The sequence below is a fragment of the Xanthomonas maliensis genome (assembly GCF_009192945.1).
GTDB lineage: Bacteria > Pseudomonadota > Gammaproteobacteria > Xanthomonadales > Xanthomonadaceae > Xanthomonas > Xanthomonas maliensis.
This window is the reverse complement of the sequence record NZ_NSET01000006.1, coordinates 163,277-177,203: the sequence shown is the minus strand read 5'-3', so window position 1 is coordinate 177,203 and position 13,927 is coordinate 163,277. Positions and strand designations below refer to the sequence as shown.

Below are 13,927 nucleotides of genomic sequence, written 5' to 3'. Positions count from 1 at the left end.
GCCTGATCACCGCCGTTCTGCGTAGGCTGCGCTGCCGATGCTTGCGAGCTCAACCATGCTGGGCGGTGGCGGTCAGCGCTTGCCGCAGACCGTGCAGCTCCTGCCAGATCGCCAGTTGCGCCGTGCCGGCCTGACCCGCGGACAGGGTGTTTGCCTGGGCAAGATCACCGGCGTGCAGGGCACGGTCGATCTGCCGCTGCAAGGCCAGATACTGTCCAAGCCGCGTCTGCAAGCGGACCAATCGCTGTGCCTGGTCCGGTGTGGCCGGACTTGCCTGCAGATAGCCGACATGGCGGGCGATCCGCTGCCGCAGGCTGCCCAGGCGCTCGTCGTCGATCTCATGCAGCGCCAGCGCGTCCGACTGCCGCAGTTGCCTGCGCTGTGCCTGCTCGAGCAGGCGCAGATCCTGTTCCAGCGCCGGCAGGAACGCGGAGGAGGCGGACACCGTGCGGGTCGGCCGGGCCGCGGGGCTGCGATCCAGCGGAGCGAGGGTCATGCCGGTGCAGACCAGCAGCGCGGCCAGCAGCGGGCCGGCCAGGCGGTGGGCGAGGGACGTGGAAGCAATGGACATCTGCGACTCCGGATGGGCGCCAGCGACGCGCCTTGCTGTTCTGGCTATCGGCCTGCATGCAGCCGGCTTGATGGCGGACCGATCGACGGCGCGCCTGCGCTCGCTGCTGCGTCGGTCATCGCGGCGCACGACGGCGCATGACGGCGCACGCGGTTCCAGCGGCGCGCGGTGTGTGGCTAACCCGCAACGACAACGCCCCGGCGAACCGGGGCGTTGTAGGACAGCGACCAACGCCTGGACTCAGAATTCCTGCCAGTTGGTCTCGCCACCACCACCCGCGGCGACTGCCACGCGCGGGGTGGCGCGCGGACGTGCCGGTGCGGCAGGCGCCTTGCGCTTGGTGGCCGTGGTCGGCACGCTGCTCAGACGCTGGGTTGCGACCGGGCCGGGCAGGGCGGGGCTGGCTTCGATCTTGAAGATGGCCACCGCATCGGCCAACTGGCCGGCTTGCTCTTCCATCGCACGTGCGGCGGCGGTGGCTTCTTCGACCAGCGCAGCGTTCTGCTGGGTGGTCTCGTCCATCTGGGTCACGCTCTGGTTGACCTGCTCGATGCCGGCCGACTGTTCCTGCGACGCGGCGGAGATCTCGCCCATGATGTCGGTGACGCGCTGGACCGAGGTGACGATCTCCTTCATCGTCTTGCCGGCCTGGTCGACCAGCGCCGAGCCTTCGGTGACGCGGCCGACCGATTCATCGATCAACCCCTTGATCTCCTTGGCGGCGTTGGCCGAGCGCTGCGCCAGCGTGCGCACTTCCGAGGCGACCACGGCGAAGCCACGGCCCTGCTCGCCGGCGCGGGCCGCTTCCACCGCGGCATTGAGCGCCAGGATGTTGGTCTGGAACGCGATGCCGTCGATGACGGTGATGATCTCGGCGATCTTCTTCGACGAGGCTTCGATGCCGCTCATGGTCTCGACCACCTGGCCGACCACCTGGCCGCCTTGCGATGCCACGGTGGCGGCACCGGCGGCGAGTTGGTTGGCCTGGCGCGCGCTTTCGGCGTTCTGCCGGACGGTGGAGGTCAGCTCCTCCATCGAGGCAGCCGTCTCTTCCAGATTGGCGGCCTGCTGCTCGGTGCGCTGCGACAGATCCTGATTGCCTGCGGCGATCTCGCTGGAGGCGGAGTTGATGCTGGTCGCTGCCGCCTGGATGCGGCCGACGATATCGGCCAGTTGCGCGGCCGTGCCGTTGGCATCGTCACGCATGCGGGCGAACACACCGTGGAAGTCGCCGTGCATGCGCGCTGTCAGGTCGCCGGCGGCGATCGACTGCAGCAGCTGGGACAGCGATTCCAGGTTGCCGTCGGCGGTGGCCATCAGCTGGTTGAGGCTCTCGACCATCGCGCGGAAGTCGTGCTGGAAGCGCTCGGCATCGCCACGCTGGCTGAAATCGCCGGCGGCCGCTGCGCTGGCCAGCCGCTTGATCTCGCGGTTGATCGCGCTCAGGTTCTGCTTGACGGTTTCCATGGTCTGGGTGAGCGCGGCCTTTTCGCCCGGCAGCTGCGGCATGTCCTCGCTGAAATCACCGATCGCGTAGCGCCCCATGATCCGCATCAAGGTGTCCTGGGCGGTGAGGTGGGCGGCCACCAGCGCGTTGCTGTCGCGCACCATCCGGCCGTAGTCGCCCGGGAAGGCGCTGCCGTCCATGCGGTAGCTGATCTGGCCGGCATCATGGCGCTTGGCCATCTCGGCCTGTGCCGCCAGCACCGACTGCAACTGGCTCTGCATCTTGTCCATGCTGACCAACAGGCGGCCGGTTTCGTCGCTGGACTGGGTGTCGATGCTGTTGTCCAGCTTGCCGGAGGCAATGGCGTCGGCCACGCTCATTGCCTGGCCCATGCGCTTGAGCAACTGGCGGCGAATCATCAGGCCCATGCCCACGGCGACCAGGATGGCGACCAGGCTGCCGATGATGATGGACAGCTTGCTCTTGACGCGCGCGGCCTCCAGCGCCTTGCCGCGCTTGACGAGCAATTGCTGTTCTTCGTTCTTGAAATCGCCGACCACGCTGCGCAGCACGCCCATCGCTGCGCGGTCGCGGCCTTCGCCGAACACCGCGGCGATGCGCTCGCGGTCATCGGTCTTCTCGCGGATGGCGATGATGCCGTTCTCTACCTCTACCAACTGCTTGTAGGCGGCATCCAGCTTGCCCAGGCGCGCCTGCTGCACCGGGTTGTCCGAGGTCAGCTGCTTGGCTTCGGCAAAGTTCTGTTCGAAGCCCTTCTTGCCATTCTCGAACGGCTGCAGATGCTGTTGCTGGCCGGACAGCAAGTAGCCACGCGCACCCGTCTCGATGTTCAAGGCCTGGGTGAGCATGCCGTCGCCGGTTCCGATCACCTTGAAGGTGTGCTCGTTGATGGCGACCGCGTCCTGCAAGGTGGCCTGGTTGTTGAGACTGGTGCCGCCGACCGCCAGCATGACCAGCACCACGGCACCGAAGCCGATGATCAATTGGGTGGAAATCGAGAGGTTCTTGGTTTTCATCGTGTGCTGGCCTTTCAGGCTGGATGACGTTGGCGGGTGGGGCATCGACTGCGTCGGATCAGGCTAGGTCACTGCGGGAACCGGATGGCCGATCGATGTCGGTAGTGGCACGAGCGTGGACGGGACGCCGTTGGTAGTGCTGATGGACGGCGGGCTCAAGGTCGGATGGTTGCAAGCGATGCGTTTGTGTCATCCGCATTAACGGCAGTGCCTGATCTTCACTTGATATGCACACGGCAAAAAAACCTAATTCTTTTTGTACCTTGCGTTTATTGTTTTTATGCATTAAGTGAGTTGAAAATCCGCAGTGTTTTTGCCGCTCGGCTGTCAGGTTTCTTTGCAGATGTGTCGGGATCGTCCTGACGTGGCCCCGTGTGCTCAGATTCGAGCTTTGCGGCCTGGAAATAGAATTGTTGTGTTCGCTTGTTTTTTGCGGTGCACGCGCCGGTCACCGTTGCCTCGCATCTAGATAGTCAACGCCGTGATGCTGATCCTCAACGCAGGATGCGAGCGCCCCTGGGGGGCTGACACTGCGCTGCAAAGAGCGCGGCGTCATGCGCGACGGCCCATGACGTTGCTGCCGCCGGGCGAGCAGGGGGCAGAGAGGGCGATGCACGCCGACGATGTGCAAGGCGCACCGCATCACCGGAGACGCTGGCCAGCGCGGTTGCTGTCTGTTGGCCAGCCAAAACGCAACGCCCCGGCGCGAGGGCCGGGGCGTGCGGCGTTGCAGATGTGCGCCGGTCGAAACCGTGCGTCAGAACTCTTGCCAGCCGGCACCGTTGTCTGTCACGGCTACCAGCGAACGGCTGGGCAGGTGCGCGAGCGATACGCGCTTGCCGTTCTTGCGGTTGTCGCTGCTTTTTGCGGCAATGGGGCTGCGTTTCGACGGTGCAGATTTGTCTGCCGCGAGGGGCGAGGGCTCGGTGTCGTGTAGCTTGAAAATCGATACCGCATCGGCCAACTGGTTGGCTTGCTCTTCCATCGCGCGTGCAGCGGCGGTGGCTTCTTCCACCAATGCAGCATTCTGCTGAGTGGCTTCGTCCATCTGGGTGACGGTCTGATTGACCTGCTCGATGCCGCTGGATTGTTCCTGCGAGGCGGCGGAGATCTCGCTCATGATGTCGGTGACGCGCTGCACCGAGGACACGATCTCGGCCATGGTCGTGCCGGCCTGGTCCACCAGGGCGGAGCCCTCGGCCACCTTGCCGACCGAATCGTCGATCAGACTCTTGATCTCCTTGGCAGCGGTGGCCGAGCGTTGTGCCAATGTGCGTACTTCCGAGGCGACGACCGCAAAGCCGCGGCCCTGATCGCCGGCGCGTGCGGCTTCCACCGCGGCATTCAAGGCCAGGATGTTGGTCTGGAACGAGATGCCGTCGATGACGGTGATGATGTCGGCGATCTTGCGTGATGCGTGATCGATGCCGGCCATGGTGGCGACCACGCGGCCAACCACTTGGCCACCTTGCGCGGCGACCGCGGCGGCGCCGATGGCCAGCTGATTGGCCTGGCGTGCATGCTCGGCGTTTTGCTTGACGGTGGAGGTGAGTTCCTCCATCGAGGCGGCCGTTTCTTCCAGGCTGGCCGCCTGCTGTTCGGTGCGTTGGGACAGGTCCTGGTTGCCGGACGCGATCTCGCTGGCAGCGGAGTTGATCGATGCGGTCGCGTGCTGGATGCGCCCCACGATGCCGGACAACTGCTCGGTGGTGGCGTTGGCATCGTCGCGCATTTGTGCGAACACGCCGTGGAAGTCGCCCTCCATGCGGCTGGTCAGATCGCCGGCTGCAATCGCCTGCAGCAGCGTCGACAAGGCAGCGAGATTGCCATCGGCGGTCGCCATCAGCTGGTTGAGGCCATCGACCATGGCGTGGAAGTCATACTGGAAACGCTGTGCATCGCCGCGCACGCTGAAATCGCCATTGGCGGCGGCATTGACCAGCAGCTTGATCTCGCTATTCATCGCCGACAGGTTGCGCTTGACCGTTTGCATGGTGTCGCTGAGCACGGCTTTTTCGCCCGGCAAGGCGTCCATGTCCGGACTCAGATCGCCGATGGCATAACGGGACATGATCTGCGCCAACTGCATCTTGACCGCGATATGCGAGCCGACCAGGGCATTGGTATCGCGCACCATCGTGCCGTATTCGCCGGGAAACGCGGCTTGATCCATCCGAAAGCTGATTTCGCCGCGATCATGGCGACGCGCCATGTCCTGCTGTGCGACCGAGACCGCCTTCAGCTGATCCTGCATGCCACGCATGCTGGTCAGCAATTGGCCAGGCTCGTCGCGCGGCTGTGGTCCGATGCGGTTGTCCAGGTGTCCGCGTGCGATCGCCTCGGCGACGCGCGTCGCTTCGGTCAGGGGCCGCACCAGGCTACGCGAGATCAGCCAGGCCAGGGCGGCCGCCAGGCAAGCCGAAATCAGGCCGAAGGCGATCAACGCCCGGTTGGCCAGTGCCACGCTGGCCAGGATGGTGTTGGCGCCTTCGGCGTTCTGCTTGTCCTGCAATGCGACTGCCGCCTCGATCGTATGCGAGCGTCGTTCCAGCAGCGGTTGTGCTTCGCCGTTCAACAAGCGCTTGGCGCCCTCGACATCGCCATTGCGGGCCAGGTCGAGCAAGCGACCATTGGTGGCGCGGGTGATGCTGAGGCTGTCTTCGATGGCCTTGCGCGCGCGCAGGCCTTCGGCGTTTGCGGGGAGGCCTTTCAGTTGCTCCCACAAGCTCGCGTAGTGGGTGCGATTGGCCTTGAGCAGTGCATCGACGTCGGGCCGTTGCGCGGGCGTGGCGAGCAGGAAGTCGCGCAGATAGCGTTCGCCGAGCATGTTGCTTTCACGCATCTGCCCCAGCAGGCGGGCCTTGCGATTATTGATTTCGATGATGATCGAGACTTGGTTCTTGACCGTGTGGAATTCGTACAGCGCCAGGCTGGTCGAGCCGGCCAGTAAAACGATCAGCAACAGGAAAGCCACAGCCAGGCGTGGCCCGACTGTGAGTGAGTGCAGAAATTTCATGAGATATGTAGGAGTGGGAGGAAAATAAGTACACCGGTAGCGTTCGCTCTGGCGATTTCTTGAGCACGCAGGGGATGGACGGCGGGGCGCGGTTCAGCCTGTTGGTCGCGATACGGGAGCACGCGCCCCGTCTGGCGGCTTGCTTCATCGATGGAATGGCGCGCGTCGGCGCGCGGCAATGAGGCGCCTGGACGGCCGCGATGGCGCGGTTATCGGCTGGTTCGCGCAGAGACGGAACTTGCGGCGCGTGGGGAAGGCCGCCCACGCGGTTGGCTCTCGCGTTGCGCCGATGGTTGCCATGCGCCAATGCCTTCGCACAGAGAGCGATCGACAAGCGATCGCGCGATCCGCAGGTTGCACGCGCCAGCAGACTGCGCACCGCTCATGACGGACATCGCAGGGCAGGGCGGAACACCGATAGGTGATCGCTCATCGGGGAAGCGCAAACGCAACGCCCCGGCGCAAGGCCGGGGCGGGCTGTGCTTGCAGATCGAGGCTAGTGGCAGGCGCGCGCTAGAATTCTTCCCAGCTCGTTTCGCTAGGGGTGGCTGTCCCCCGCGACCGGTTTTCCGTCGTGGTTGCCTTTGCCGGCTTGCGGCTGGCCTGGCTGGTCGGACGCTTGCCGATCGCGGCCACGATGCGGGCAGGTGCCAGCAAGGCGGGCAGGGCGATTGCAGGCGCTGGACCGGTCTGCTGCAGCCGGAAGATCGAGACCGCCTCGCTCAACTGGCTGGCCTGGTCTTCCATCGCGCGCGCAGCGGCCGTGGCTTCTTCCACCAACGCCGCATTCTGCTGGGTGGCCTCGTCCATCTGCGTGACCGTCTGGTTCACCTGCTCGATGCCGCTGGATTGCTCCTGCGAGGCAGCAGAGATCTCGCCCATGATGTCGGTGACGCGTTGCACCGAGGACACGATGTCGGCCATGGTCTTTCCAGCTTGATCGACCAGGGCGGAGCCTTCGGCGACCTTGCCGACCGAATCGTCGATCAGGCTCTTGATCTCCTTGGCGGCATTGGCCGAGCGCTGCGCCAGCGTCCGCACTTCCGAGGCGACCACCGCAAAGCCGCGACCCTGCTCGCCGGCACGCGCGGCTTCCACCGCGGCATTCAAGGCCAGGATATTGGTCTGGAACGCGATGCCGTCGATGACGCTGATGATCTCGCCGATCTTCTTGGACGAGGTTTCGATGCCGGACATGGTGGTGACCACGCGGGCGACCACCGCACCGCCTTGCGAGGCGACCGAGGCTGCGCCGATGGCCAGTTGATTGGCCTGACGCGCGCTTTCGGCATTCTGCTTGACGGTGGAGGTGAGCTCCTCCATCGAGGCGGCGGTTTCTTCCAGGCTCGCCGCCTGCTGTTCGGTGCGCTGGGACAGATCCTGGTTGCCGGCCGCGATCTCGCTGGCGGCCGAGTTGATCGACGAGGTGGCTTGCTGGATGCGTCCGACGATCATCGATAGCTGCTCGGTGGTGGCGTTGGCGTCGTCGCGCATCTGCGCGAACACGCCGCTGAAGTCGCCTTGCATGCGGCTGGTCAGATCGCCAGCTGCAATGGCCTGCAGCACCTTGGACAGCGATGCCAGGTTGGCATCGGCGGTGGCCATCAGTTGGTTGAGGCCATCGACCATGGCGCGGAACTCGTGCTGGAAGCGCTCGGCGTCGCCGCGCACGCCGAAGTCGCCGTTGGCGGCGGCCTGCGCCAGCAGCTTGATCTCGCTGTTCATCGCCGACAGGTTGCGCTTGGCCGTTTCCATGGTGTCGCTGAGCACGGCCTTTTCGCCCGGCAGCCGCTCCATGTCCGGTTGTAGGTCGCCGATGGCATAACGCGACATGATCCGTGCCAATGCCTTCTGCACGTCGACATGTGCGCCGACCAGGCCGTTGGTGTCGTCCACCATGGTGCCGTAGTCGCCCGGGAAGACGCTGCGATCCATGCGATAGCTGATCTCGCCAGCGTCATGGCGCTGTGCCATCTCCGACTGCGCGGCCAGCACCGCCTGCAATTGCTCCTGCATGCGCTGCATGCTTTCCAGTAGCTGGCCGGTCTCGTCGCGGCGGTCCACCACGATGCTGTTGTCCAGCTTGCCCTGGGCGATGGCGCTGGCGACGCGCGTCGCGCGGCCGAGCGGCCCGGCAATGCTGCGGGCGATGAACCAGCCGGCGAATCCCGCCAGGAGCACTGCCAAACTCATCGCTGCGATCATCACCCGCACCGAGCTGACATAGGCCGCTTCGGCGAAGGCAATCTCGGTATTCATCTGGTCGGTGTTGAACTTGGTCAGCTCCACCAGTTTTGCGAACAGGTCGCGGCGCGTCGGCCGCGAGCGATCGTCGGAGATCTTGTTGGCAGCGGCGAAATCGCCCGCGCGGATCGCCTGGCCGAGCGCGGCATTGGCGTCGTAGTAAGCGGCCAGCGCGGCTTCCACGCCGGCGTACAATTCTGCCTCCTTGCCGGGCGACACGCTCTTGGCATACGCGGCTTGGTGAGCAGCCACTTCCCCACGCGCCTTGTCCATGCGCTCGAAATAGTTCTGTATCGCCTTGGGGTCGTCGGTGTGGGCCAACTGTGCCAGCTCGTAGGTGCGGAATTCGCCGAGCGTGGCGCGCATTTCGCTCAGTTGCTGCACGGCAGGCGCCCAGGTATAGCCGATCTGGCGCAGCAGATGTGCGTCGGATTGCAGGCGCAACAGGGCGAACACGCCCAGGCACAGGGTGATCAATGCGGTAAAGGAAAACGCCACGGCGAGCTTGCGCGCGACGGCGAGGTTACGGAACCAGTTCATGGACGTCATCTCATGGTGCTGAGATCGATCGGTCCGTGGGGCACCTGTCAGTGCGGCAGGCGCCGAGACGGCGCTCGAATCATCGATTCGGACAAGGGCCAGAATCCCGCCGGCCTGCAGGCCGGCGGATACCGCTGCTGCCGACAGTCCCCTTACTGTCGGCATGCATCACGCATACAACGGTATTGACGGCATCGGGCCGCCCTAACGCTGCGGTCAGGCCGCCTGCGGAATCCGCAGTGAGCGCACCAGCCCGCCGATATCCACGATCAGCGACACCCGGCCATCGCCCAGGATGGTGGCGCCGGAGACGCCAGGGATCCGACGATAGTTGTTCTCGATATTCTTCACGACCACTTGTTGCTGGCCGAGCAATTCGTCCACTTCCAGTGCGATCTTCTGGCCGTCGCCCTCGACCACCACCACCAGCGGTTCCTGGCTGGATTGCTGGCCACCGAAGCCGTAGTAGTTGGTGAGCGAGAGAATCGGCAGGTATTCGCCACGCACCCGCAGCACGCGACCATCCCCGGCCATCGAGCGGATGTCTTCCGGTTGCGGTTGCAGCGCCTCCAGCACGTAGGCCAGCGGCAGGATCAGCGTTTCGCCGGCGACCGACACCGTCATGCCATCGAGAATGGCCAAGGTCAGCGGCAACCGGATCAGCACGCGGGTGCCATGACCAGCACTGCTTTCCAGCTGCACTTCGCCACCCAGACCCTGGATGTTGCGACGGACCACGTCCATGCCGACTCCACGGCCGGACAGGTCGGTCACTGCATCGGCGGTCGAGAAGCCCGGCGCGAAGATCAGGTCCCATACCTGCGCATCGGTCGGGTTGTCGGGCACGGCGATGCCGCGTTCCAGTGCCTTTTCCAGAATCTTGGCGCGATTCAGGCCGCGGCCGTCGTCGCTGACTTCGATGACGATATGGCCGCCCTGATGCGATGCCGCCAGCGTGATCGTGCCGGTCTCGTCCTTGCCGGTAGCGCGGCGCACGTCCGGCATTTCCAGGCCATGGTCGATCGAATTGCGCACCAGGTGCACGAGCGGATCGGCAATCTTCTCGATCAGGCCCTTGTCCAGCTCGGTGCCTTCGCCGATGGTGCGCAGGCGCACCTGCTTGCCCAGACGGCTGGAGAGATCGCGCACCAGGCGCGGGAAGCGGCGGAACACCGCATCGACCGGCAGCATGCGCACGCCGATCACCGCTTCCTGCAGGTCGCGGGTATTGCGTTCGAGCAGATCCAGGCCGGCGAACAAACGCTCGGCCACCGCCGGATCCAGCCCGGTGGAGACCTGCTTGAGCATGGCTTGGGTAATGACCAGTTCGCCGACCAGGTTGATCAAGGCGTCGACCTTGTCCACGCTGACGCGGATGGAGGTCTCGGCTTCGGCGGCGGCGGTCTTGGCGGGCGTGCCGGCAGCCGCCGGCGCTGCGGCCGTCGGCTCGCTGGCGCTTGGCGCGGCAGCAGCAGGCACGGGCGCGGCGACGGTCGCCACGGTGGCGACGGCCAGGCTCGGCGGCGGGGCAGGCACCGCCATCGGGCGGATGTCCAGCTCGCAGTCGTCCACCACCCAGGCGAAGGTGTCTTCGATCTTGCTGCGCGGGATCTTGCCGATCAGGCCCAGATCCCACGCCAGATAGGCTTCCAGCGGGTCGATGTTCTCGAAGCCCGGCATGCGCTCGAGCCGCGCGGCGACCTGCAGCGGGCCCAGATGTTCCAGCTCGCGGATGATGCGCAGCGGATCGTTGCCGCTCATGAACAGCGACGGTGCCGGAGTGAAGCCGATGTGCCAGGCTTCCGGCTCTTCTTCCTTCGGCTTGGCGGCGGCCGCGGCAGCCGGCGCTTCGCCGGCCAGCACGGCATTGAGGCGGGTATGCACCGCCTTGACTGCCGCCGGATCGGCCGGGGTGCCATGTTCGGCTTCACGCAGCAGCGCGCGCAGCACGTCGACCGAGCCGAGCATGGCGTCGACCGCATTGGCTTCGAGCTGGCGCTTGTTGGAGCGCAACTCGTCCAGCAAGGTCTCCAGCACGTGGGTCAGGCCGGCCACGGCCTCGAAACCGAAGGTGGCCGCGCCACCTTTGATCGAGTGGGCGGCGCGGAACACCGAATTGATGATTTCCGGATCGCGGTTGCCCTCTTCGAGAGAGAGTAGCCCGGCCTCCATCGCGTCGAGCCCTTCGCGGCTCTCCTCGAAGAAGGTGGCGTGGAAACGTTGCAGGTCCATGCTCATGGGCGTGAAGTCCGATGGTGACGCGAGGAAGGATTAGCCCAGAACTTTCTGAACGGTGGCGATCAGCTGTTCTGGATTGAACGGCTTGACCAGCCAGCCGGTCGCGCCGGCGGCCTTGCCTTCGGACTTCTTGTCGGCTGCCGACTCGGTGGTCAGCATCAGCATCGGAGTGAACTTGTAGTCCGGCAGCTGGCGCAGCTCGCGGATCAGCGAAATGCCGTCCATGTTCGGCATGTTCACGTCGGTCACCACCGCATTGAAGCGTTGGCCCTTGGCGCGGCCCAGGGCCACGGCGCCGTCTTCGGCTTCTTCGACGGCAAAGCCGGCAGAGGTGAGGGCGAAAGAGACCATCTGGCGCATCGACGCCGAATCGTCCACCACCAAGATACGTGCGCTCATGCGGCGTTCTCCACAGATTTCAGGTTGTCATTGGATGCAGAAAGCCCGAGCGCGTCGGCAACGCCGAGCAGACGGGCCGCATCCCTAAAGGTATCGTTGCAGCCATCGAATTCGGTTTGCAGGCCGGCCTGGCGGCGGCTTTGCACGAACGCGCACAGCAACTGCACGCTGGCGGTATGGATGCGCCGGACCGCGCTAGCGTCGAGCACCAGGTCGGCATCCTGGTTGAGGACGGCGGCCAACTTCTGTTTGAGGTCGGCGCTGGCCTCGATGCCGAGGTCCTCGCCCAATGTCACGGTGCTCATCGTTGCTCCGAACGGATGGTTCTATGCGTACTAACGGCGCGGGGAGGAAAAGCTTTAACGCCGGATCGGCGCCGCACCGCAGGCGGGGGCTCAGTGCAGCAGCTGGCTGGCATCGAGCAGGATCATCGGATGCGTCCCCACGCGGGCGACGCCTCGGAACAGGTTGTTATAGATGCGGCACAGGCGGGCGTTGTCCGGCGCCTCGATCTGCTGGTCGGTGAGGCTGGTGACGTCCTCGACCGCCGACACGCGCAGGCCCATGGTCTCGCCGTTCTCTTCCAGCACCACCACGCGGGTCTGCACGTCCATGTCGACCGCCGACGAGCCCAGGTGCAGGCCCAGGTCGATCACCGGCACCACCTGGCCGCGCAGGTTCATGATGCCGAGCATCGCGTTGGCTGTGCCGCGCAGGGGCAGCAGCGGCACCGGCAGCACCACTTCCTGAACCTTCAGCAATTCCAGCGCATAGGTCTGTTCGCCGCAGCGCAGGCGCAGCCAGCGCGAGCTGCGCTCGCTGGCACGGCGTTCGGCATTGATCTGCGAGGCCTGGTCCGGTGCCAGCAGCGCCTGCAAGGCCGGCGGATAGACCGGGCCAGGCCGGGCCGGTGCCGGGCGTGCCGCCGGCGCAGGGCGGGCGGCGGGTGCTGCAGCGGCCGGTTTGCTGGCCGGCTTGGCAGCCGGTGCTGGCGCAGCGGCGAATGCCGGATCGGCATCCATCTCGGCCAACAAATCGTTGGCGAGCAGGTCGGCCGCGGGTGCGCTGGCGCCGAAGGCGGGATCGGCGTCCATTTCCGCCAGCAGGCTCGCCGCGATCGCTTCGGGCGTGGGCGCGGCGGGGGCGCCAAAGGCCGGATCGGCGTCCATTTCAGCCAACAGGCTGGCCGCAACCTGTTCGGGCGTGGGCGCGGCGGGGGCGCCGAAGGCCGGGTCGGAGTCCATTTCCGCCAGCAGGCTGGCGGCGATCTGTTCGGGCGTCGGCGCGGCCGGCGCGGCAGGGGCGCCAAAGGCCGGGTCGGAATCCATTTCCGCCAACAGGCTGGCGGCGATCTGTTCGGGCGTCGGTGCGGCCGGCGCGGCGGGCGCGCCGAAGGCCGGGTCGGCGTCCATTTCCGCCAACAGGCTGGCGGCGATCTGCTCGGGGCTGGGCGCGACCACGGGCGCGGCCACGGCCGGCGTTGCCTCCAGGGCAACCTCGGCGAGGGCCGCGGCAACGGTGTCGGCCGGCGAGGCTTCCGGTTCGGCGACAGCGACGGCCACGGTGGCGGTCATCGCTGGCGCAGCGACGTCGCCGTCGTGCAGCAGCCCTTCCAGATAGTCGTCCAATTCACCGTTGGAGCTGGGGCTGCTCATGCGGCCTGCTCCATGCGAAGGACGTCGTCGGCCAGCACCCATTCCAGCGCACGCCGATAGGCCGACAGGCCGCGGCCCTGGTATTCACCGTTCAACGTCGGTTGGGTCAGGGCGGCCGCGTTGCAGATGCGGGTGTCCACCGGGATGGCGTCTTCCCAGACGGCGTCGCCATAGGTGGCCTGCATCTGCTTGAGTGTCTCGGTGCCGGCGCGGGTGCGACGGTCGAACAGGGTGGGCAGGATCGACATCGGCAACGGACGCCGACGCGAGCGCTGCACCATGTCGGTGGTGCGTACCATGCTGGCCAGGCCATGCAGTGCCAGCGGTTCGGCCTGGGTCGGGACCACCACGCGGTCGCAGGCGGCCAGCGCGTTGATCATCAACAGGCCCAACGTCGGCGGGCAGTCCAGCAGGATGTAGTCGTGCTGTCCGGCGTGGCGGGTCATGGCGTTCTGCAGGGCCAGGCCAAGGCCAGGCTGGTTGGCGCTGCGGCGCTCCAGCGTGGCCAGCGCGGCCTGCGCGCAGACATAGGACAGGCCGGGGACATCGCTCTCGTGCTGGAGACTGGCCAGATCGCTCGGCGGCGTGCCGAACAGGTCGAGCACGCCGCGCGGCGGAGGCTCGCTGGCCACGCCGAAGGCGCGGGTCAGCGACGAGTGCGGGTCCAGGTCGATCAACAGCACCCGGTGTCCGAGCGCGGCCAGGCCGCGTCCCAGTGCCAGGGTGGTGGTGGTCTTGCCCACGCCGCCCTTTTGGTTGGCGATTGCCCAGATTCGCATC

At 66.1% G+C, this 13,927-nt stretch carries 9 protein-coding genes; all 9 read right to left on the bottom strand.

Annotated features, from left to right (window positions below; translation table 11 throughout):
• Positions 1-49: 49 nt before the first annotated feature.
• The 9 genes from CKY51_RS02555 to CKY51_RS02515 all read right to left on the bottom strand — a co-directional run bounded on the left by CKY51_RS02555 (position 50) and on the right by CKY51_RS02515 (position 13,926).
• Positions 50-571: a hypothetical protein gene (locus tag CKY51_RS02555; protein WP_022971200.1), complete on the bottom strand. Its 522-nt coding sequence runs from the start codon at positions 569-571 to the stop codon at positions 50-52.
• 240 nt (positions 572-811) lie between these two features.
• The gene (locus CKY51_RS02550) at positions 812-3,055 is read right to left on the bottom strand and encodes a methyl-accepting chemotaxis protein (RefSeq protein ID WP_152248828.1); all 2,244 of its coding nucleotides are present in this window, start codon (positions 3,053-3,055) and stop codon (positions 812-814) included.
• 757 nt (positions 3,056-3,812) lie between these two features.
• Positions 3,813-6,071 carry a methyl-accepting chemotaxis protein gene (locus CKY51_RS02545; protein WP_152248827.1) on the bottom strand — a complete coding sequence of 753 codons (2,259 nt, stop codon included), beginning with the start codon at positions 6,069-6,071 and terminating at the stop codon, positions 3,813-3,815.
• A 513-nt stretch (positions 6,072-6,584) separates the two neighbouring features.
• On the bottom strand, positions 6,585-8,855 hold the full coding sequence (locus tag CKY51_RS02540) for a methyl-accepting chemotaxis protein (protein ID WP_152248826.1): 2,271 nt from the start codon (positions 8,853-8,855) through the stop codon (positions 6,585-6,587).
• Positions 8,856-9,071: 216 nt separating this feature from the next.
• On the bottom strand, positions 9,072-11,093 hold the full coding sequence (locus CKY51_RS02535; protein WP_022971207.1) for a chemotaxis protein CheA: 2,022 nt from the start codon (positions 11,091-11,093) through the stop codon (positions 9,072-9,074).
• Positions 11,094-11,126: 33 nt separating this feature from the next.
• A complete protein-coding gene (locus CKY51_RS02530; RefSeq protein ID WP_002806565.1) occupies positions 11,127-11,492 on the bottom strand; it encodes a response regulator in 366 nt (121 codons plus the stop codon).
• The gene (locus tag CKY51_RS02525) at positions 11,489-11,797 is read right to left on the bottom strand and encodes an STAS domain-containing protein (RefSeq protein WP_022971208.1); all 309 of its coding nucleotides are present in this window, start codon (positions 11,795-11,797) and stop codon (positions 11,489-11,491) included. Before CKY51_RS02525 ends, CKY51_RS02530 begins: the two co-directional genes overlap by 4 nt.
• 90 nt (positions 11,798-11,887) lie before the next feature.
• The gene (locus tag CKY51_RS02520; protein ID WP_152248825.1) at positions 11,888-13,147 is read right to left on the bottom strand and encodes a chemotaxis protein CheW; all 1,260 of its coding nucleotides are present in this window, start codon (positions 13,145-13,147) and stop codon (positions 11,888-11,890) included.
• Positions 13,144-13,926 carry a ParA family protein gene (locus CKY51_RS02515; RefSeq protein ID WP_022971134.1) on the bottom strand — a complete coding sequence of 261 codons (783 nt, stop codon included), beginning with the start codon at positions 13,924-13,926 and terminating at the stop codon, positions 13,144-13,146. The genes CKY51_RS02520 and CKY51_RS02515 overlap by 4 nt, the downstream gene beginning before the upstream one ends.
• Position 13,927: the final 1 nt, after the last annotated feature.

Coding starts and splice junctions, on each gene's coding strand:
- CKY51_RS02545 (WP_152248827.1), bottom strand. CDS start 6,071: ATGAAATTTCTGCACTCACTCACAGTCGGGCCACGCCTGGCTGTGGCT.
- CKY51_RS02550 (WP_152248828.1), bottom strand. CDS start 3,055: ATGAAAACCAAGAACCTCTCGATTTCCACCCAATTGATCATCGGCTTC.
- CKY51_RS02515 (WP_022971134.1), bottom strand. CDS start 13,926: ATGCGAATCTGGGCAATCGCCAACCAAAAGGGCGGCGTGGGCAAGACC.
- CKY51_RS02555 (WP_022971200.1), bottom strand. CDS start 571: ATGTCCATTGCTTCCACGTCCCTCGCCCACCGCCTGGCCGGCCCGCTG.
- CKY51_RS02520 (WP_152248825.1), bottom strand. CDS start 13,147: ATGAGCAGCCCCAGCTCCAACGGTGAATTGGACGACTATCTGGAAGGG.
- CKY51_RS02535 (WP_022971207.1), bottom strand. CDS start 11,093: ATGAGCATGGACCTGCAACGTTTCCACGCCACCTTCTTCGAGGAGAGC.
- CKY51_RS02540 (WP_152248826.1), bottom strand. CDS start 8,855: ATGAACTGGTTCCGTAACCTCGCCGTCGCGCGCAAGCTCGCCGTGGCG.
- CKY51_RS02530 (WP_002806565.1), bottom strand. CDS start 11,492: ATGAGCGCACGTATCTTGGTGGTGGACGATTCGGCGTCGATGCGCCAG.
- CKY51_RS02525 (WP_022971208.1), bottom strand. CDS start 11,797: ATGAGCACCGTGACATTGGGCGAGGACCTCGGCATCGAGGCCAGCGCC.